Genomic DNA, 19,847 nt, shown 5'->3' on the forward strand with positions numbered 1-19,847 from the left:
CTTTGCCGCTGTGCTATAATAAATTATACGGACAAAAAGGAGTGACCGCAATGGATAAGCAGATGTTCAACAATACGCAGATTCTCGCTTGGCTGCAATATTTTTCGGAAAACACGCAGGTTGATCTGGAAAAGGTCAAAATTCTCGACATTACCCGCAAGAACAAAAATCTGATCCCGACCGTGGAATCCAACGACGCGGTGCTTGTATTCACCGAGGCCGGTCATGCAGACATCTTCTATCGCATGTGGGATGCGGGATTGGGCGAGTGTGATGTGTGGTACAATACCGGCTCCGACCCCTCCGGTCCGATTCAGCACAACAAGCTGCGCGATATGATTAACCGCGGCATCAACGCTTCGGCGGCGATGCTGATTCTCAATCCGACCGCGCGCTCGACCTACAAGATCGGTATGCGCAACTCGAGCTTTTCGCGCGGGTCGATTCACTATGTCGGCAGCGAGATTCGTGCGGTCATCCTCAACAAAATGCACATCGCAAACGATGATACCGTGTGTATTATCTCAGGCGAGTCAATTGCGGTCGAGTCCGCGATCATCGCAGGAGAGGGTACGGTCATTGCGGTCGAGTATAACCAAAACGACCGCCGCACGATGGAGGAGAATATCGAGCAGTTCGGTCTGAACAACATACAGATTATCGACCATGTGGATGACGAAACGATGAAGAACCTGCCTGTGCCGTCGCTTACCATGCTGGTCGCTTCTGCGAGCATGGAGCAGGAGATCGAATGCCTGCTGCGCATCAACCCGCATATGGAGTTTGTCATTTATACGCTGGACTTCCGCTGTGCCGCGTCCATCCCGGATTTGTTTGCACGCTATGGCATCGGAGAGACCGAGGTCATCCAGATTGCGGTGTCCAAGCTGAGCAGCAAGCATACCTTTGTCACCGAGCCTGCGCCATGGCTGATTTCGGGCAAGGCTTGACGTGTCCGCGCAGGAGAAACAATTGTTTTTGTGCGAAATGCCGATTGACATTGCTCTACCCCTTTATTATAATAAAGTGCAGTTACAACAAAACAGCCAAAGATGATGAGGGAGACAGTAGGATCGCATCCCAACGCCGCAGCGAGCCGGGGCATGGTGTAAGTCCGGCGCCAGTAGGACGATGCCGAATATCACTCCGGAGTTGCAGCCCGAAACCCTGTGGGGGAGTAGGTGCTGACGGTTTTCCCCGTTACAGGAAGCGCGTATGATGGTATGCAGTAACGGGTGGTTACACGTAAGTTTTCGACAGGCTTTCGTCCCTTTACGGGGACGAAAGCCTTTTTGTTTTCACCCGCGGAAAGCCCCGCGCTTGGATGGACAGGACAAAGAACATACGAGGAGGAAACAGCATGAAAAACATGGTGGAGATTCGCTGGCACGGCCGCGGCGGACAGGGCGCCAAGACCGCCTGCCTGCTGCTGGCGGACGCGGCGTTTGCATCGGGTAAGTATGTGCAGGGCTTTCCCGAATACGGCCCGGAGCGCATGGGCGCGCCGATTACGGCCTATAACCGCATTTCGGATGAGCGGTGCACGATTCACTCCAATATCTATGAGCCGGACTACGTCGTTGTGGTCGATGAGACGCTTTTGCAGTCGGTCGATGTGACGCACGGACTCAACCCTAAGGGGGCTATCGTCATCAACACGCACAAGTCGCCTGATGAGGTGCGTCCGCTGCTGCGCGGCTATGAGGGCCGCGTCTATACCATCGACGCGCGCGCGATTTCCGAGCGCACGCTTGGCAAGTATTTCCCCAACACGCCCATGCTGGCCGCGATTGTCAAGGTCAGCGGTGTGCTCGACCCGTGGCGGTTTCAGTCGGATATGGAGGTTTCCTTCAAGCATAAGTTTGCGACCAAGCCGCAGGTTATCGCAGGTAATATGGAATGCCTGACCCAGTCTCTCAAGGAGGTGCGCGGATAATGGCAAAGAGCGCAAAGGATATCAATGAGCAGTCGCCGTGGCAGGATTTGACACCGGGCGGCGAGATTTACGAGGGCGGCACCGCCCGTATGACCATGACCGGTGAGTGGCGCGCCAATATCCCGGTCTGGCATGAGGAAAAATGCAAACAGTGTCTGCTTTGCGCGCCGTTCTGCCCGGATTCGTCCATTCCGGTGTGTGACGGCAAGCGCACGGACTTTGATTTTGACCACTGCAAGGGCTGCGGCATCTGCTGGAAGGTGTGCCCCTTCGGCGCAATCGACTTTGTGAAGGAGGAAAAGTGATGAGCATTCGAGACCGGCTTTCGGGCAACGAGGCGGTTGCCTATGCCATGCGGCAAATCAATCCGGACGTGTTCGCCGCGTTCCCTATCACGCCCTCGACCGAGATTCCGCAGTATTTTGCGCAGTATGTGGCGAACGGACAGGTCGATACCGAGTATGTGACGGTCGAGTCCGAGCATTCGTCCATGTCCACCTGCATCGGCGCGTCGGCGGCAGGCGTGCGTGCGGTCACCGCGACCTCGTCCTGCGGCCTTGCGTATATGTATGAATTGCTGTATGTGGCGGCATCCGCCCGCCTGCCGATTACGCTTGCATGCGTCAACCGCGCGCTGACCGGCCCCATCAACATCAACAACGACCATTCGGATTCGATGGGCACACGCGATGCGGGCTGGATTCAGTTATATGCTGAGAACAATCAGGAGGCCTATGACAACTATTTGCAGGCGATGCGTATCTCGGAAACGCCCGACGTGCGCCTGCCGATTATGGTCTGTCAGGACGGCTTTATCACCTCGCACGCGGTCGAGAACATTCTGCTCGAAGAGGACGAAGCGGTTAAGGCGTTTGTGGGCGAGTATCATCCTGAGCATGCGCTGATCGGCCGGGAAACACCGCTGGCCGTCGGCCCGTACGACGTTTCGCCCTATTACATGGAGCATAAAGTACAGCAGGCCGAGGCGATGAAAAATGCCAAGCGGGCGATTCTCGATGTTGCAGCGGACTTTGAAAAGACCTTCGGCCGCAAATACGGCTTTTTTGAAGAATACCAGATGGAGGACGCAGAAGTCGCGCTCGTGCTGATTGGTTCGACCGCGGGCACGGCCAAGGCCTGCATCGACCAGCTGCGCGCGGCGGGCCGCAAGGTGGGCCTTATCAAGATTCGCGTGTTCCGTCCCTTCCCGGCCGAGGAACTCGCGCAGGCGCTCAGCCATGTCAAGGCGGTCGCCGTGATGGATAAGAGCGAGGGCTTTTCCGCCTGCGGCGGCCCGATTTACGCCGAGACCTGTGCTGCGTGCTATGATTTGGAGAAGCGTCCGGTGCTGATTGACGTGGTGTACGGTCTGGGCGGCCGTGATGTGGCGACAGAGGATATCGCGCGGGTGTACGACCACCTGTTCCTGCTGACCGAAAACGGCGGCAAGGGACCGAAATACATCCACATGGGCCAGCGCAGCAGCGAAACGGAGGTGCTCTGACATGGCGTACAATCATAAGAAAGAACTTTCCAAGCCCGAGCGCTTTGTCGGCGGTCATCGCCTGTGTGCGGGCTGCGGCGCGGGTCTGGTGTGCCGCGGTATGCTGCGTGCGCTCGATGAGGGGGACAAGGCGGTTGTATGCAACGCGACCTCGTGTCTCGAGGTTTCGTCCTTCCTGTATCCCTACACCGCATGGGAGGATTCCTACATCCATTCCGCGTTCGAGAATGCGGCCGCGACCTGCGGCGGCGTCGAGGCGGCGTACAATGTGCTCAAGCGCAAGGGTAAGCTGGACGGCACCTATAAATTCCTTGCTATCGGCGGCGACGGCGGTACCTATGACATCGGTTTCCAGTCGCTGTCCGGCGCGATGGAGCGCGGACACGATATGGTTTACTTCTGCTATGATAATGAGGCGTATATGAATACCGGTATTCAGCGCTCGTCGTCCACACCGCGCTTTGCCAGCGCGACCACCACCCCGACGGGTACGGTTTCGGTTGGCAAAAAGCAGAATAAGAAGGATTTGACCGAGATTATGGTCGCGCACAATATCCCGTATGTGGCACAGACCACCTTCCTCGGCAACTTCAAGGATTTCCATGAGAAGGCACATCGCGCAATTTATACGGAAGGGCCTGCATTTGTCAATGTTATGTCGCCCTGCCCGCGCGGCTGGCAGTATTCGACCGAACTGCTGCCCGAAATCTGCAAAATGGCGGTCGAGACCTGCGTCTGGCCGCTGTATGAGGTAATCGAGGGCAAGTGGCATTTGAATTACATGCCGAAAAACAAGCTGCCTGTCACTGAATTTATGAAATTACAGGGCCGCTTCAAGCACTGCTTCAAGCCGGGGAATGAGTGGACGCTCGAAGCCGCGCAGCAGTACGTCGACGAACAGTGGGAGAAATTGCTCAACCGCTGCGAAAGCAACTGAAATCAATGAAAAAGCCGTTTCGCTCCCATTCGGGAACGAAACGGCTTTTGTGTCGGTAGAGTAATTCTCGCGTAGCTTGGGCGGTGTCCGCGCGCTGCCTCTTCGTTCGAAACTGTAGTTTCAAACAAGACACTGTTAGTCGTGCGGGCGGCGGTAGAAGTTGCCCGCCACCTGATCGGTTTTCAGAATGTTAATGAAGGCGTGCGGGTCAATCTCGCGCGCGGCGCGCGTGATCTCCTTAACCTGATCGCTGGTGATGACCGAGTAAATCAGGTCGCGCTCCTCGCCGTTATACAGGCCGGTGCCGTGAAACAGCGTAGCACCGTGGTGGGTGGTGTCTTTGATTTGCTCGTAAATCTCCGGCGCACGGTTAGAGATGATGAACAGCGTCGTGCGCTTGAAGCGTGGGTCGAGCAGATGGACAACCTGCGTCGAGGCGAATTGAAAGATGATGGAGTACAGCGCTTTATCCCAGCCGAACAGCATGCCTGCCACCACAAGCATCAGACAGTTGCCGATGAAGATGTAATTCCATGCATCTACATTCAGCCGTTCGCTGAGGGCGACCGCAATGAAGTCTGTGCCGCCGCTGGTGGCGCGGCCAAGCAGACAAAGGCTGATCGAAAAACCATTGATGATGCCGCCGAAGATACAGACGAGCAGAACGTCGTTGGTCAGCGGCATAGAGGGGATAATATCGGTCAATACACTGGTCAGTGCAATCATCAGGCAGGAATAAAGGGTGAAGCGTTTACCGATGAGCCGGAAACTGATGACAGCCGGAATGGCGTTGAGCAGCAGGTTAATCGCAGTAAACGGCAACGCTATGCCTGCAAATTGCTGTGCGCTGCGCTGAATGAGCAGAGTCAGACCGTTAAATCCGCCGGGAAATAGTCCGCCGGCATCGACAAAGCTCTTGATGTTGACCGCCATCACAACCGAAGCCAGTACGATGAGGAACAGACGGCGTGCCTGTCCGGTGAGCGGCGGCTCCCAGCCGCTCTGCGGATGGGTGTTTTGGGCACCCGATGCTTGCTTTGACTGCATGAAAATCCCCCTCTTTGACCGGCTGTGAAGCCGGTGGATGTTCGGTTATATTATAGCACAGCGGCGCGCAGAAGTTAACCGACATTCTGCACGCCGCTGTGAAAAATTCCGAAGGGGAGTATGAACTTATGTTATGGCTGCTGACCGTCCTGCGGAGGCACAGGCGGCTGCTGAGGAGCTTCCTGCGGCGGTACCGGAGCGTCTGTCTGCGGAGGGACGGACGGCTGCGGGTTGACCGGCGGCACAGGGGGCTGCTGCGGAGCGGCAGGTGCCGGGCCGGCGCCGGGGGCAGGCGGAACCGGCTGCTCTTCGGGGAGCGGTCCCATCTTGCGGTTGATTTCCTGCGTGTTGCGGCACAGCACAAGCAGCAAAAGCGCATATTCATACACGATGCGCGCCGCCAGATTGCCGAGCACAAACAGCAGCAGGGCGGTAAAGAAGTGTGAGAACAACAGCGCGACGCTGTAAATCACGATACCGACAACCGTGATGCAGTACAGCGCACGGATGAGCTTTTCGGTATAGAAGGTTCGGAAGTTGAGTGCATCATGCAGCTTTGCGGCCGTGCCTTGAAAACGGTTGGGCTTGCGGACAAACAGGAAGTACAGCGCAAGGCCGCCTGCAATAATGACAATCGCTGCGATAATCGGAAGGATAACAGAGAAAAACGGAGTATACGTATAGGTATGTGTATAGGAATAAGGATAGCTAAACATGATTTCCTCCTGATAAAAGGATAAAGTGTGTATATTTAGTGTAACATATCCGGGAAAATCTTGCAAGTCTTATCGAAATGTTGTACCCTATTAGGGAGAAAACAGGACGGAGAGAAATGGTATGAGAATTTTACACACTACGCCCGCCGAAGACGGGTTTTCTATGCCTGCGGAGTTTGCACCGCATGAGGGCTGCCTGATGATCTGGCCCGAGCGGGCGGATTCGTGGCAGTACGGCGCATATGCCGCGCGCAAGGCGTTTTTGAGGGTGATTGAGGCCATTTCGGCAAGCGAAAAGATGACCGTTTTATGCTCGGAGGGGCAGTATGACAACGCGCGTGCGCAGCTGCCCGAGCGGGTGCGGCTCGTCGTGATGGAAACGGACGACGCATGGGCGCGCGACGTTGGACCGACGTTTGTCATAAACGGAAAGGGCGAGCGCCGCGGTATCGACTGGGGCTTCAATGCATGGGGCGGATCGTTCGATGGCTTATATCCGAGCTGGGAGCGCGACAACCGCGTGGCGCGCAAGTTCTGCGACCTGCTGGAAAACGACTGCTACGATAAGCGGGACTTTATCTGCGAGGGCGGCTCCATCCATGTCGACGGCGAGGGCACCGCGCTGGTAACCGAAGCGTGCCTGTTGTCCAAGGGACGCAACCCTGACCTGACCCGAGAGCAGATCGAGCGCACGCTGTGCGAGTATCTGGGTGTTTCCAAGGTGATCTGGCTGCCGCGCGGCATTTACAACGATGAGACCAACGAGCATGTGGACAACGTATGCGCGTTTACCGCGCCCGGCGAGGTCGTACTTGCGTGGACGGACGACCAAAACGACCCGCAGTATGCGCTTTCGGCGGCGAGTCTGGCCGTGCTGGAGGCAGCGACCGACGCAAAGGGACGCAAAATCCGCGTGCACAAGCTGCCGCTGCCCGCACCGGTGACCATTACGGCTGAGGAATGTGAAGGGCTGGATTTGTGCGACGGTGAGCCGACGCGCACGCCGGGCGAACGGCTTGCGGCGAGCTATGTCAATTTTTATATTGCAAATGAAGCAATCGTTATGCCGGCCTTTGACGATCCGATGGACCAAAAAGCGCAGACGATTTTGCAGGACTTGTTCCCGACGCGTCAGGTCGTGGCGATTCCCGCGCGCGACATTTTGATTGGCGGCGGCAACATCCACTGCATCACACAGCAGATTCCCCGTGCATAAGCGGAGACGGATAACCACAAAGGAGAAGAAAAAACGATGAGCAAAGTGACCGTAGCTGCGATTCAGATGACCTATGGGCTGGAAACCGCGACGGAAAAAGTACGCGAGGCAGCGGCGCAGGGCGCGCAGATTATTCTGCTGCCCGAATTGTTTGAAAACTGGTATTTCTGTCAGGAAAAGAATTACGAAAACTATCATCTGGCGACCACGCTGGAGGAAAATCCGGCGGTGAATGTGCTACGCACGCTGGCGCATGATTTCCATGTGGTGCTGCCGGTCAGCTATTATGAGCGTGTGGGCAACACCACCTTTAACACGGTGGCGGTGATTGATGCGGACGGCACCATTCTGGGGCAGTATCGCAAGACCCATATTCCGGACGACCATTTCTATCAGGAAAAGTTCTATTTTACGCCGGGCGATACCGGTTTCCGCGTATGGGATACGGCTTACGCCAAGATTGGTGTGGGCATTTGCTGGGACCAGTGGTTTCCGGAGTCCGCGCGCTGCATGGCGCTGCAAGGCGCGGAGCTGCTGTTTTACCCGACGGCGATTGGTTCCGAGCCAATTCTCGACTGCGACTCCATGCCGCACTGGCGGCGCTGCATGCAGGGACACGCGGCGGCGAACATCATGCCGCTCGTTGCGGCAAACCGAGTCGGGACAGAGACTGTGACCCCCTCGCCGGATAACCAGAACCAGTCCTCCAGCCTGACGTTTTACGGCTCGTCCTTCATTGCCGACGAGACGGGCGCGTTGGTCGAGCAGGCGGGACGGGAGGAAACCGGCATCCTGACGCATACCTTCGATCTGGACGAAATCCGTGAGTTGCGCCGCAGTTGGGGCGTGTTCCGCGACCGTCGGCCGGAAATGTATGGTACCATGGGGCATTTCGGATAAGAATACGGGATAGCAAAAACGCCCGCTGCGGCTGAAGCTGCAGCGGGCGTTGCTGTCTGTTGAGGTAAAATCAGAAGGCCTTTTTGGCGATGTGTGTTTCCTTGGCTTCGCGTAGCTTGCGGATCAGTTCCGGGTCAGCATCGTCCAGACATTCATAGACTTCGATGGCAAAATCCACGCTGTCAATAGATTTCTGCACCAGACGGATTTTTTTATCGCTTTCGATCGCGTCAAGCAGGCCCTGTGCGATTTCGTGACCCGGCTCACGTGCGCACTGCTGGGCAAAAGCCTTGACCAGATTGTGCGGGAGCAGGCTGGAGCCGCCGATAATCAGCAGGAATGCGCCGAATGCGGCCAGCAGAAGGCTGACAGGCAGCAGACTATTCCCGATAAGCAGATTAAGAACGATGGCGACCAAAAGCAGTACGCCTCCGATGATTTCAAAGCGTATGGCAGCCGCGCGATAGCGGCTGAAGTAGGAGGCGTCCTTGTCGTTTTTCATGTTTTTGCAATCCTTTCTGCATGACGGGACATGCTCAGACATAAGATGGAATCAAAGTCAAACAATGCTGGTGTTGCTATAGCCCTTAAGCAGCGTTGCCAGCGACGACTCTTCGGAATAATGCAGATGCTGCACCATGGCCAGAGAGGCGCGCTCCCAATTGTGCTCCAGGCAGGCATCCGCTATTTCTGCGTGCTCCGTCATTGTCCGTTGCAGGCGGCTTTCAATCATTTGGCCGCTCATGACGCGCAAACGGATAATCTGCGTCTGGATGCGGGAATAGAGGTCGGACAGGTATTCGTTGGGCAGGGCCGAAACCAATGTGGAGTGAAACCGGTCATCCAACTCATAAAAGCCTGTAAACTCTTCTGCGTCAGCATGATCATGAAAAATCTTGGAAAACTCTGCAATTTTATTCATATCAAGCCGACTGCCGTAGTTGCGCAGTGTGTAAGGCTCCACCAGGCGACGCACCTCGAAAATCATGCTGATATCGCTGATGGTAAAGCCGGACACAACAATGCCGCGTTTGGGAAACACTTTGAGCAAGCCCTCCTGTTCCAAACGGCCGATGGCTTCACGCACTGGCGTACGGGAGAAACCCAGTTCCGCCTGCAAAACGGCTTCACTGAGCAGTTGATTGGGGGCATACTCGCACATCGTAATTTTTCTTTTGATAAAATCATAGGCCTGTGACTGCATTGAGGATGTTTTCGCAGTGGACATGTATGTTGATACCTCCGAAGGGGCGTAAATCACCCTGATAAATTTATTATATCGGATTGGAGGAATTTTGCAAGAGGTGAAAGAACGGCGCTGGTTCGTGATTTTAGACATATTGCATTGAGCTGGATTGGATAAACTCACGGTTTTTGGGAAAAACGTGAAACAGGAATTGACAAATGGGAAAGAGGGGAATAAGATTACAAGTAAAGAACAACTTGTATACAAGTGATATACAAGATTTTGAGACTAATTTTAGCGGGAAAAACCCGAACAAAAGAAAGTTTGGAGGGAAAAAGATGAAAGCAATTTGCATCAAGGAGCCGGGCAAGGTTGAAATCGTGGAACGGGAGATGCCGGTTCGTAAGCCGGGCGAGGCACTGCTCAAGCTGCTCTATGGCGGTATCTGTGGCAGCGATCTGGGTTCCTATCGCGGCGCAAACGCCTATGTATCCTATCCGCGCGTTCCGGGCCATGAGTTTTCGGCGGAAATCATTGAGATCGACGATAATGACAAGGGTCTCAAACCGGGCATGATTGTCACCTGCAACCCGTATTTCAATTGCGGAAATTGCTATTCCTGCAAGCGCGGTCTGGTAAACGCCTGCACGGATAACCAGACCATGGGCGTGCAGCGCGAAGGCGCTTTTGCCGAGTACATCACCATGCCGATTGAGCGCATCTATGATGGTCAGGGTCTTGACCCCAAGGTACTGGCGCTGATTGAGCCGTTTTGTATCAGCTATCACGGCGTCTCTCGCGCGGATGTTAAGCCGGGTGAGCGCGTGCTGGTAGTCGGCGCAGGCACCATCGGTGTGCTGGCAGCGGTTGCAGCCAAGGCTAAGGGCGCAGAGGTTACCATCTGCGACGTTGCACCGGATAAGCTGGACTACGCTTACAAGACCTTCGAATTGGATCACAAGCTGCTCAACGAGTCGCCCGAAGCCTTTGAAAAGGGCGTTGCAGAATTAACCAACGGCGACGGCTTTGATGTGACCATCGAAGCGGTCGGCCTGCCGAACACCTTCCAGAACTGCATTGACGCTGCTTGCTTCGGCGCGCGCGTGGTTCTGATTGGTGTTTCCAAGCGCAATATCGAAGACTTCTTCTTCACCATCATTCAGAAGAAGGAGCTGAACATCTACGGCTCACGCAATGCGATGAAGAAGGACTTCCTCGAGCTGATTCAACTGGTCAAGGGCGGCGGCGTTGCGCTGGACAAGATTGTCACCAATACATATAAGTGGACGGACGCGCCCAAGGCGTTTGAGGAGTTTGCTGCAAACGCAGGCAAGATGCTGAAGGTTGTTATCGACTTCACCTGAGCGGCACGGCAATGGTGTAGTAAATAAAAGAAAAGAGAAAAGGAGAATCACTATGAAAGCAAACGTAAGCAAGAGACTGCTGGCCATGCTGTTGTGTGGTGCGATGGCGGCGAGCTTGACCGCATGCGGCGGTTCGGGCAACGGGGGTTCGACAGGCACTGGCGGCGATGCTGCGTCTACCTCGGGTGATGTGATCGAACTCCAGATTGGTTTTGAGAACTCGATCTCCGAGCCGATTGGTCAGGGCATTGAGAAGTGGGCGGAACTGCTGGAAGAGGCTTCCGGCGGCACCATGACCATCACGCCTTATCCGGACAGCCAGTTGGGCAGCAAGAATGAGTTGATTGATTCCATGATGCTGGGTGAGCCGGTTTGTACGTTGGCTGACGGCGCGTTCTACGCAGACTATGGCGTACCGGATTTCGGTATCGTGTTCGGGCCGTTCCTGTTTGACAGCTGGGATGAGTGCTGGACGCTCATCGAGTCCGACTGGTATGCTGACCAGTGCGCACAGCTTGAGCAGCAGGGCCTTAAGATTCTGACCTCGGACTGGAAGTATGGCGCTCGTCACACGCTGACGGTTTCTCCGGTCAATTCGGTTGAGGACCTTGCCGGCATGAAGATTCGCGTGCCGAACAACCAGATTCAGTCCTATGGTTTTGACGTTCTGGGTGCAGTGTCTACCGGCATGGATTTGGGTGACGTTTATCAGGCGCTTCAGACCAAGACCATTGATGGCGCTGAGAACCCGATTGCCACTCTGTATGGCCGCAAGCTGCACGAGGTTGCCAAGTACCTGATTCTGGATGGTCATGTGCTGAACTTCACCACTTGGGTTTGCTCGGCTGACTGGTTCAACAGCCTGACTGAGGAGCAGCAGAACTGGCTGATCGAAACGGGTAATGAAGCCGGTCTGTACAACAACGAAGTACTTGACCAGCAGGAACAGGATTACCTGCAGCAGATGAAGGACGAGGGCGTTACCGTTGTTGAGCCGACCGAAGAAGTGCTGCAGGGCTTCAAGGACAAGGCACAGTCCTTCTATGACATGGGCGATACTTTTGGTTGGTCCGACGGCCTGTACGAGACTGTTTGCGAGGCAATGGGCAAGCAGGCCTGATTGGAAGCGTTTGATTATAACACAGAAAAGATGAAGTGACTTCCAACCGGCAGCGGCAATGCGCGTTCTGCCGCTGCCGGTTATCCATTTCTGAGGAGGGTAAAACACATGAAGCAAGGCAGTAAGCTGCGCGCGGTTGTGTGCAATCTGGATACGATTGTAGCCTCCGTTGTGCTGGCGATCCTGATTATCCTGACCTTTGCGGGCGTTATTTTCCGTTATGTGCTTGGCGCGCCGTTCACTTGGCTGGAAGAAGTGCAGACGTCCTGCATGGTATGGATCGTATTTGCAGCGGCGGGCGCGGCATTCCGTGCCGGCAACCAGGTGGCAATCGAAATGATTGTCGATATGATGCCGAAAAAAGCACAAAAAATTGCGCAAATCTTTATTTCCGTGGTTGTAGTTGTCGTTTTGGCGTATCTGTTCTATCAGAGCATTGGCTTTATCAATATTTTTGTAAAAAGCGGTCGTTCGACTCCGATGCTGAAGATTCCGTATACATTTGTCTATGGCATCGCGCCGGTATCCTATATTTTGATGATCGTCAGCTACTTCTATGCGCTGTTCAAGGGCGTAAAATCCGAGGCAAAGGAGGCGCTTGAAGTATGAATGGTGTACTTGCACTTGCATCCATCGTCATGCTCGTGTTGCTGTTCCTCAAGGTGCCGGTATTTGTTTCGGTCCTGGGCGGTGCAGCTGTATACTTTGTGATGAATCCCGGCGTAAATTCGATTGTATTTGCGCAGCAGGCAATTACCGGCGCGGAAAGTATTTCGCTGCTGGCAATCCCGTTCTTTGTATGTGCCGGTATCATGATGAACTACACCGGCGTTACCGCCCGTATCATGGGCTTCTGTGAAGTGTTGACCGGTCGTATGTACGGCGGTCTGGCACAGGTAAACGTGCTGCTGTCCACCCTGATGGGCGGCCTGTCCGGTTCCAACCTGGCTGATGCCGCAATGGAAGCCAAGATGCTGGTTCCGGAAATGGAGAAGAAAGGCTTCTCTAAGGAATTTTCCACGGTCGTCACGGCGGCTTCCGCGATGATCACTCCGCTGATTCCGCCCGGAATCTCCATGATCCTGTACGGCTGCATCGCAAATGTTTCGATTGGTGATTTGTTCATTTCCGGCTTGGGTGTTGGCGCGTTGCTGTGTATCACTATGATGATTCTGGTTCGCTTTGTGTCCAAGGCACGCGGCTATGCGCCGCTGCGTACCACCCGTGTTTCGGGGCGAGAATTCGGTACGGCTCTCAAGCCCGCTATTCTGCCGCTCTGCCTGCCGATTATCATCATTGGCGGTATCCGTCTGGGCCTGTTCACCGCGACCGAAGCCGGTGCGGTTGCTATTGTCTACTCTATGCTGCTGGGTGTTGTCTACCGTGAGATGCGTTGGGATGACCTCAAGCGTGGCTTCAAAGAAACCGTATGCACCACTTCGTCCATCATGCTGATCGTTGCTGCCGCCGGCGTGTTCTCCTGGGTACTGACCAAGGAGCGTATCCCGCAGCAGCTGACAGAGTGGATCGTTGCCACCATTGATAACAAGTACATCTTCCTGCTGATCGTCAACATTTTCCTGCTGATCGTCGGCATGTTCATCGAAGGCAACGCTTCTATGATCATTCTGGTTCCGCTGCTGCATCCGATTGCTCTGGCGTACGGCATCAACGAAATCCAGTTTGCTATGACCTATATTTTCAACAACGCCATCGGTGCGCTGTCGCCCCCGATGGGCACGCTGATGTTCGTCACCTGCGGTATTACCGGCTGTAAGACGGGCAAGTTCATCAAGGAAGCAGTTCCGTTCTATCTGCTCCTGCTCGTCAACCTGCTTCTGATCACTTATGTACCGGCCTTCTCTACCGGTATCCTGTCCCTGTTCGGTGGCTGAACGTTTTTGGTTCATCCATAGGTTATTGTCCGGTACGGCGGAGGTTTCTCCGCCGTTTCCGGGTTGTTTGTATAAGGAGAATGATGATGGAAAAACTCAATTATGAAGTACTGAAAAAGTCCGGTTATACGGGCTATATCTTGGAAAACGCACCGGAAAAGATTCTTCAGTTCGGTGAGGGCAATTTTCTGCGCGCCTTTGTGGACTATTGGTTTGACATGTCCAACGAAAAGGTTGGCTGGAACGGCAAGGCGGTTCTGGTACAGCCGATTGCACCGGGTCTGGCTAAGCAGATAAACGATCAGCAGGGCCTGTATACTTTGTATCTGCGCGGCCGCGAGAATGGTGAGAAGGTGGATCGCAAGCGTGTGATATCCTCGGTGTCCCGCTGCCTTAACCCTTATGAGAAGGCAGACTATGATGCGATGATGGAAGTTGCGGTGTCCGATGATCTCGAATACATCGTCTCCAATACCACCGAGGCCGGTATCGTGTATGATCCTGCCTGCCGGAAGGATGACTGCCCGCCGTCCTCATTCCCGGCAAAGCTCACGCAGGTGCTGTATAAGCGCTGGCAGGCCGGCAAGAAGCCGCTGGTTATCCTGTCCTGTGAGCTGATTGACAACAACGGAAAGGAACTGGAGAAGTGCGTCGGTCAGTACATCGAGCAGTGGGGCCTTGAAGCGGACTTCAAGGCTTGGTGCGGTGAGTGCACCTTCTGTTCTACGCTGGTCGACCGCATTGTGCCCGGCCGCATCAAGGACGCTGCCGAGGCGGCTAAAATGGATGAGGAGAACGGCTATCACGACGAGCTGATCGACGTGGGCGAGGTGTTTGGTGTTTGGAATATCGAAGGTCCGGCATGGCTGGAAGACAAACTGCCCTTTAAAAAGGCCGGCCTCAACTGCATCGTCGTGCCGGACGTTACCCCGTATAAGAAGCGCAAGGTGCGCATTCTCAATGGCGCGCACACCGGTTTTGTGCTCGGCGCATACCTTGCGGGCTTCGATATCGTGCGCGACTGCATGCACAACGAGCATATCAAGGGCTTCATGAACAAGATGCTGCACGAGGAAGTTATCCCGACCCTGCCGCTTGACAAGGACGATCTGGAGAATTTCGCGGCAGCCGTGGAGGACCGCTTCAACAACCCGTTTGTAGATCACGAGCTGATGAGCATTTCGCTCAACTCCACCTCCAAGTGGAAGGCGCGCAACATGCCCAGCTTCCTTGAGTACATCGAGAAGGAGGGCAAGCTGCCGGTATGCCTGACCATGAGCCTTGCTGCCTACATCGCCTTCTATTCGACCGACGTGCAGGAGCTGACCGACAAGGGCTTGGTCTGCAAGCGTGCGAAGGGCAACACCTACACCTGCTCGGATGACCGCTGGGCGCTTGAGTTCTACTGGGCGCACCGTGACGACAGTGACGCTGAACTGGTGCACGCGGTGCTGACCAACGAGCAGATGTGGGATCAGGACCTGACGAAGATCGACGGTGTGGAAGCTGCGGTTCTGGCAGATCTGGAAAAAATCCGCACGGAAGGTGCGGAGGCTGCGTTTGCTTCCTGTCTGTAAGCGGGGAAATATGCTATGACAAAACTCATTCGCATTAACGAGCGGGATAATGTAGCGGTTGCGCTGCATCCTGTCAGCAAGGGCGAGACGCTGACCGCGGGCGGTGTGACCGTCACCGCAGTCGAGGACATCCCGCAGGGCCACAAGATTGCGCTCGAGCCGATCGCGGAGGGCGCGTCTGTTGTCAAGTACGGCTATCCGATTGGTCACGCCACGGCGGCAATCGAGACTGGCGCATGGGTGCATACCCATAATATGAAAACCAATCTGTCGGGCGAAGAGGAATATACCTACGAGCCTGCTGTTCCGTCGGTATCGGCTGTCGAGCCGGAAACCTTCATGGGTTTCCGCCGCAAAGACGGCCGCGCGGCGGTTCGCAACGAAATCTGGATTATTCCGACCGTCGGCTGTGTCAATGACGTGGCGAAAAAGATGGTTGCGGACAATCAGGATTTGGTGAGTGGCTCCATTGAGGGCCTGTATACCTTTACGCACCCCTATGGCTGCTCGCAGACCGGCGCGGACCACGCGCAGACCCGCAAACTGCTTGCGGCGCTCGTGCGTCATCCGAACGCAGCGGCGGTGCTGGTACTCAGCCTCGGCTGCGAGAATTTGCAGCACGATCAATTTCTCGAGGAGCTTGGCCCCTACGACGAAAACCGTGTCAAGTTTCTGACCTGTCAGGAGGTCGAGGACGAATTCGCAGCCGGTCGCAAACTGCTGGAGCAGTGCGCTGCATTTGCCGCGCAGTTCACCCGTCAGCCCATTCCGGTCAGCGATCTGGTGATCGGTATGAAGTGCGGCGGATCGGACGGCTTGTCCGGTGTCACTGCAAACCCGACTGTCGGCGCGTTCAGCGATATGGTGATCGCCCGCGGCGGTTCGACCGTGCTGACCGAGGTACCCGAGATGTTCGGCGCTGAGGGCATGCTGCTCAGCCGCTGTGTCAGCCGTGAGGTATTCGACAAGGCGGCCGGTATGCTCAACAACTTCAAGGATTATTTCATCAGCCATCATGAGACAGTGTATGAAAACCCCTCGCCCGGCAACAAAGCAGGCGGCATCACAACGCTGGAGGATAAGTCCTGCGGCTGCGTGCAGAAGGGCGGCACGGCACCGATTGTGGACGTCATCGGCTATGGAGATGCAGTGACCGCGCACGGCCTGAACATGCTGTACGGCCCGGGCAACGACCTTGTCTCTGCTACGGCCATGACGGCGGCGGGTGCGCATATCGTGTTGTTCACCACCGGTCGCGGCACGCCGTTCGGCGCGCCCGCGCCAACCATTAAGATTGCCAGCAACAGCCAGCTTGCGGCAAAGAAGTCCGGCTGGATCGACTTTGACGCCGGTCCGGTGGCCGACGGTGAACCGATTAAGGATGCGGCGGCGCGCCTGTTCGATCTGGTCTTGCAGATCGCCAGCGGCCGACAGTCCAAGAGCGAACAGCTTGGCTATCGGGAAATCGCAATCTTTAAGGATGGCGTTACGCTCTGAGGCAGGCATGTGTTTTCTTTTGATATTACCTTATTCCCTTTTCTACTTTCTTTGAATGGAAAACGCCGTAGCGCTGAGGCTCTGCGGCGTTTTCTCATATGAAAAGAAGGCCGCATTGGCGGCCTTGTTTTTGCTATATGTGCGCTTTGTGGTACGATTTATTCGTTGGAGTGTTCTGCGGCGCGGGTTTGTTGGATTTCCTCCAGCAGGTGCTTTTGCGTATCGTCGAACAGAAGGCGCTTGTTGTGCGCAAAATAGGCTTCGCAGCCAAAGTTCTGAATGAACCAAGAGGTGAAGTAATTCGCGGTCAGCTCGGTGGCGAACAGCACCATCTCCTGACTGTCGCCGATGGCTTCGTCGAGGAAGGCAAAAGCGTTGGCAAGTGCGCGGTCGGTTTTGTCCGCCGCGTCCGCGCGCGCCTGCACGTCGGTCTGAAATTTCTCTTTGAGGTAATCAAAGGCGCGTCCAGCCGGAATCTTTTCAAGCGACAGTCCCTGCCGGAAGGCGTCCAGCCGCTCGGTCTCGCGCGACGCAATAAACAGTGCGTCGCGGTCGGTCGAACCGGCGGCGCGGCGGCGGGAGAGCGCAGCGCGCTTGTCGTCCAGCAGTGTGCCGAGCGTCTTTTCGCCTTCGCGGATGCGGGTGAGGTCCTGATGCAGCGCATCGGTCAGACCGTCCAGCCGGTAGGTCTCTCGCGCGCTGTCAGCCAGCCGTGACAGCAGCAGGCCCAGCACGCCCAGCTTTTCATCGAACGGCGCGCCGGCAAGCTCGGAGGCGCGTACGCGCTCCCACGAGCCGTCGAGGATTTCCTCTACGCGGTAAACGCGCTTATATTTATCGTATAATTGCAGATAATTCGCAAAATCGCTGGCGACACGCGGCAATTGCAGATACTGCTCGACGACCTGCCGGTCGACTGGTAAGCCGAGTGTTTCATATACCTGCATCAGCTCGGATAAGTCCTCCCAGCCACGCGCGGTGACAAACTGCAGGCCGTCTGCGGTTGCCTCGACACGGTAAAAATGGTCGCGCCGAATCTCCAGATAGGACAAAATCGCGCCGTGGATGCCGCGGCGGTAGGCGTATTCCTTCCAGACCGCGAAATCCTCCTCTACGTCGATGCGCTTGACGCGGTCGAGCGTGACCACGTCGAACTCGCGCACGGATTTGTTGTATTCGGGGGGATTGCCCGCGGCGACAACCACCCAGCCTGCGGGCAGCTGCTGGTTGCCGAAGGTTTTGCACTGCAAAAATTGCAGCATCATGGGGGTCAGCGTTTCGGAAATACAGTTGATTTCGTCGAGAAACAGGATGCCCTCGGAAACGCCTGTGCGCTCGATTTCTCGGTAGACCGAGGCGATAATCTCGCTCATCGTGTAGGCAGTGACGGTATATTCCTGTCCGCCGAACTTCTCATGCTCGATATAAGGCAGGCCGAGCGCGGACTGGCGTGTATGATGGGTCAGCGTGTAGGACACCAGTCCCACGCCGGTTTCGTCCGCGATCTGCTCCATAATCTGCGTTTTGCCGATGCCCGGCGGACCCATCAGCAGGATGGGACGCTGCCGGATGGGCGGGATGCGGTACGCGCCGAACTCGTCGCGCGCAAGATAGGCGCGCAGCGCGTTTTTGATTTCGTTTTTGGCTCGTTTGATGTTCATAGTGGTTCTCCTATCTCGTCCTCGCGCAGCACGGCGCGGATGGCCCACGGCGGGACGTTTTCGGGGTAGGCACCGCCTTCGAGCATGACGAAGGCCGCGTCGTATTTGGGGCGTTTTTTGGGGTAAATCCCCAGTCCGTCGGTAAAGTAAATCAGCCCGCGCAGATGGTGGAACGCACCCTCGCTCACCAGCCGGTCAACATATTCAAACACCGGTCGGAAGTCGGTCGCGGACTGTCCAATCAGCTCGAAATGCTCCATATAATCGGTAAGGTCGCGTGCATTGGCAATGCGTTTATCCGCGCGAATCTGGTCGTCGCACTGCAAAATGCGCAGATTGATATGCCGGAAAAAGCTCTCGCTGTCCTGTAACAGCTCGTAGGTGCGCGTGAGGAAGCTGCGCACCAGCTCGCCCGAGGTGGACATCGAGGTGTCGACCGCGATGACGAAATCCTCAATTTTGCGCACCTCGCGCGTCTCGAGCGGCTCGATGAGCGGCATGTTGCCGAAGTGCCGCAGGCCGTAGGCATAGTAGCCGTAGTCGAAGGAATCCGCGTCGACTGCGACCTCCTCACGCAGCGCGGCAAACCGCCGCAGGAATGCGCGGTAGTCGGTCGTGTGCTGGGTGGTGACGGATAATTGCTCGCGCACGGCTTCGCCGCCCGTCGCCTGATTCGAGAACACGGTTTCCATCGCGGTCTGGGTGCGCTCGGCGGTGCGCTGCCACTGCTTGTCCTGCTCGTCGTCGCCTTCTTCGGGCCAGAGCGAGTGCTCATCGACCGCGAATACACGCGAGAGTGTGGCGCAGTCATAGGAGTTTAACCGGTCGCGTCGGAACTGCCGGTAGATCGCCTCGGCGGTCAGCACAGGCATCTCCGCACGCAGGCTGCGGTACAGGTTTTGCCGCCGCACAGAGGGCTTATCCGCCTGCAAACAGCGGTAATCCAGCGTGTCCAGTATGCTTTCCACCGCTACGTCGCAGGCCAAATCCCACAAATCGCGGTCGCGACCGCGCGTTTTCGCGGGGTGGCGCAGCAGACAGTGAAATACGCTGTGCAGATAGGCACGGTTGATGCGCGGACGGCCGCGCTCGAGCTGCTGTGCGAGCCACGCGCCGTTAAAGTACAGGCTGCGTGCGTCGGTGGCAAGGGTGGCGGTGTCAAACCCGTCCGAGACGGCAAGCGCAGACAGCGCGGCGTCCAGAAAGGGCAGGCTCATATATAATTCGGTGCGGGCGGAGAATAAAATCTCGCGCCCGAGGGCGTTCCAGCGTTCGCTTTGAGGCATGGAAA

At 56.0% G+C, this 19,847-nt stretch carries 19 protein-coding genes; 13 read left to right on the forward strand and 6 right to left on the reverse strand.

Features of this window, described 5'->3' with window-relative positions; all coding sequences use genetic code 11:
• Positions 1-50 precede the first annotated feature (50 nt).
• The 5 genes from ACESSO_RS14080 to ACESSO_RS14100 all read left to right on the forward strand — a co-directional run bounded on the left by ACESSO_RS14080 (position 51) and on the right by ACESSO_RS14100 (position 4,377).
• Positions 51-950, forward strand: a complete 900-nt coding sequence (locus ACESSO_RS14080) for a precorrin-6B methylase (protein WP_373166152.1) — start codon at positions 51-53, stop codon at positions 948-950.
• A 410-nt stretch (positions 951-1,360) separates the two neighbouring features.
• The gene (locus tag ACESSO_RS14085) at positions 1,361-1,936 is read left to right on the forward strand and encodes a 2-oxoacid:acceptor oxidoreductase family protein (RefSeq protein WP_373166154.1); all 576 of its coding nucleotides are present in this window, start codon (positions 1,361-1,363) and stop codon (positions 1,934-1,936) included.
• Positions 1,936-2,241 carry a 4Fe-4S binding protein gene (locus ACESSO_RS14090; protein ID WP_373166155.1) on the forward strand — a complete coding sequence of 102 codons (306 nt, stop codon included), beginning with the start codon at positions 1,936-1,938 and terminating at the stop codon, positions 2,239-2,241. The genes ACESSO_RS14085 and ACESSO_RS14090 overlap by 1 nt, the downstream gene beginning before the upstream one ends.
• Complete coding sequence (gene porA / locus ACESSO_RS14095; RefSeq protein ID WP_373166156.1) at positions 2,241-3,440, forward strand: pyruvate ferredoxin oxidoreductase; 1,200 nt, start codon at positions 2,241-2,243, stop codon at positions 3,438-3,440. Before ACESSO_RS14090 ends, porA begins: the two co-directional genes overlap by 1 nt.
• 1 nt (position 3,441) lies before the next feature.
• Positions 3,442-4,377: a thiamine pyrophosphate-dependent enzyme gene (locus ACESSO_RS14100; RefSeq protein WP_373166157.1), complete on the forward strand. Its 936-nt coding sequence runs from the start codon at positions 3,442-3,444 to the stop codon at positions 4,375-4,377.
• Positions 4,378-4,512: 135 nt separating this feature from the next.
• Here ACESSO_RS14100 and ACESSO_RS14105 read toward each other — a convergent pair whose 3' ends face one another.
• Positions 4,513-5,424 carry a YitT family protein gene (locus ACESSO_RS14105; protein ID WP_373166158.1) on the reverse strand — a complete coding sequence of 304 codons (912 nt, stop codon included), beginning with the start codon at positions 5,422-5,424 and terminating at the stop codon, positions 4,513-4,515.
• Between the two features lie 131 nt (positions 5,425-5,555).
• Complete coding sequence (locus tag ACESSO_RS14110) at positions 5,556-6,140, reverse strand: hypothetical protein (RefSeq protein ID WP_373166159.1); 585 nt, start codon at positions 6,138-6,140, stop codon at positions 5,556-5,558.
• A gap of 121 nt (positions 6,141-6,261) precedes the next feature.
• Between ACESSO_RS14110 and aguA the strand changes: the two genes are divergently transcribed.
• Complete coding sequence (gene aguA, locus ACESSO_RS14115; RefSeq protein WP_373166161.1) at positions 6,262-7,356, forward strand: agmatine deiminase; 1,095 nt, start codon at positions 6,262-6,264, stop codon at positions 7,354-7,356.
• 36 nt (positions 7,357-7,392) lie between these two features.
• Complete coding sequence (gene aguB / locus ACESSO_RS14120) at positions 7,393-8,256, forward strand: N-carbamoylputrescine amidase (RefSeq protein WP_373166162.1); 864 nt, start codon at positions 7,393-7,395, stop codon at positions 8,254-8,256.
• A 70-nt stretch (positions 8,257-8,326) separates the two neighbouring features.
• Here aguB and ACESSO_RS14125 read toward each other — a convergent pair whose 3' ends face one another.
• Positions 8,327-8,758, reverse strand: a complete 432-nt coding sequence (locus tag ACESSO_RS14125) for a hypothetical protein (RefSeq protein ID WP_373166164.1) — start codon at positions 8,756-8,758, stop codon at positions 8,327-8,329.
• 57 nt (positions 8,759-8,815) lie between these two features.
• The gene (locus ACESSO_RS14130) at positions 8,816-9,484 is read right to left on the reverse strand and encodes a GntR family transcriptional regulator (protein ID WP_373166165.1); all 669 of its coding nucleotides are present in this window, start codon (positions 9,482-9,484) and stop codon (positions 8,816-8,818) included.
• A 296-nt stretch (positions 9,485-9,780) separates the two neighbouring features.
• Here ACESSO_RS14130 and ACESSO_RS14135 point away from each other — a divergent pair, with 296 nt between their 5' ends.
• The 6 genes from ACESSO_RS14135 to ACESSO_RS14160 all read left to right on the forward strand — a co-directional run bounded on the left by ACESSO_RS14135 (position 9,781) and on the right by ACESSO_RS14160 (position 16,895).
• On the forward strand, positions 9,781-10,806 hold the full coding sequence (locus ACESSO_RS14135) for a zinc-binding alcohol dehydrogenase family protein (protein ID WP_373166166.1): 1,026 nt from the start codon (positions 9,781-9,783) through the stop codon (positions 10,804-10,806).
• 52 nt (positions 10,807-10,858) lie between these two features.
• The gene (locus ACESSO_RS14140) at positions 10,859-11,926 is read left to right on the forward strand and encodes a C4-dicarboxylate TRAP transporter substrate-binding protein (RefSeq protein WP_373166167.1); all 1,068 of its coding nucleotides are present in this window, start codon (positions 10,859-10,861) and stop codon (positions 11,924-11,926) included.
• Between the two features lie 108 nt (positions 11,927-12,034).
• Positions 12,035-12,535 carry a TRAP transporter small permease gene (locus ACESSO_RS14145; RefSeq protein ID WP_373166168.1) on the forward strand — a complete coding sequence of 167 codons (501 nt, stop codon included), beginning with the start codon at positions 12,035-12,037 and terminating at the stop codon, positions 12,533-12,535.
• Positions 12,532-13,821 (forward strand): TRAP transporter large permease, encoded by a 1,290-nt coding sequence (locus ACESSO_RS14150; RefSeq protein ID WP_373166170.1) that lies wholly within the window; start codon positions 12,532-12,534, stop codon positions 13,819-13,821. Before ACESSO_RS14145 ends, ACESSO_RS14150 begins: the two co-directional genes overlap by 4 nt.
• Before the next feature lie 86 nt (positions 13,822-13,907).
• Positions 13,908-15,398, forward strand: a complete 1,491-nt coding sequence (locus tag ACESSO_RS14155; protein WP_373166171.1) for a tagaturonate reductase — start codon at positions 13,908-13,910, stop codon at positions 15,396-15,398.
• Positions 15,399-15,413: 15 nt separating this feature from the next.
• A complete protein-coding gene (locus tag ACESSO_RS14160) occupies positions 15,414-16,895 on the forward strand; it encodes a UxaA family hydrolase (protein WP_373166172.1) in 1,482 nt (493 codons plus the stop codon).
• 158 nt (positions 16,896-17,053) lie between these two features.
• Here the strand turns inward: ACESSO_RS14160 and ACESSO_RS14165 are convergent, their stop codons facing one another.
• Together ACESSO_RS14165 and ACESSO_RS14170 are read right to left on the reverse strand one after the other, a co-directional pair.
• On the reverse strand, positions 17,054-18,556 hold the full coding sequence (locus ACESSO_RS14165; RefSeq protein WP_373166174.1) for an AAA family ATPase: 1,503 nt from the start codon (positions 18,554-18,556) through the stop codon (positions 17,054-17,056).
• Positions 18,553-19,842, reverse strand: a complete 1,290-nt coding sequence (locus ACESSO_RS14170; RefSeq protein WP_373166176.1) for a VWA-like domain-containing protein — start codon at positions 19,840-19,842, stop codon at positions 18,553-18,555. The genes ACESSO_RS14165 and ACESSO_RS14170 overlap by 4 nt, the downstream gene beginning before the upstream one ends.
• Positions 19,843-19,847: the final 5 nt, after the last annotated feature.

It is taken from the genome of Agathobaculum sp. Marseille-P7918 (assembly GCF_964248325.1).
In the GTDB taxonomy this organism is placed as follows: domain Bacteria; phylum Bacillota; class Clostridia; order Oscillospirales; family Butyricicoccaceae; genus Agathobaculum.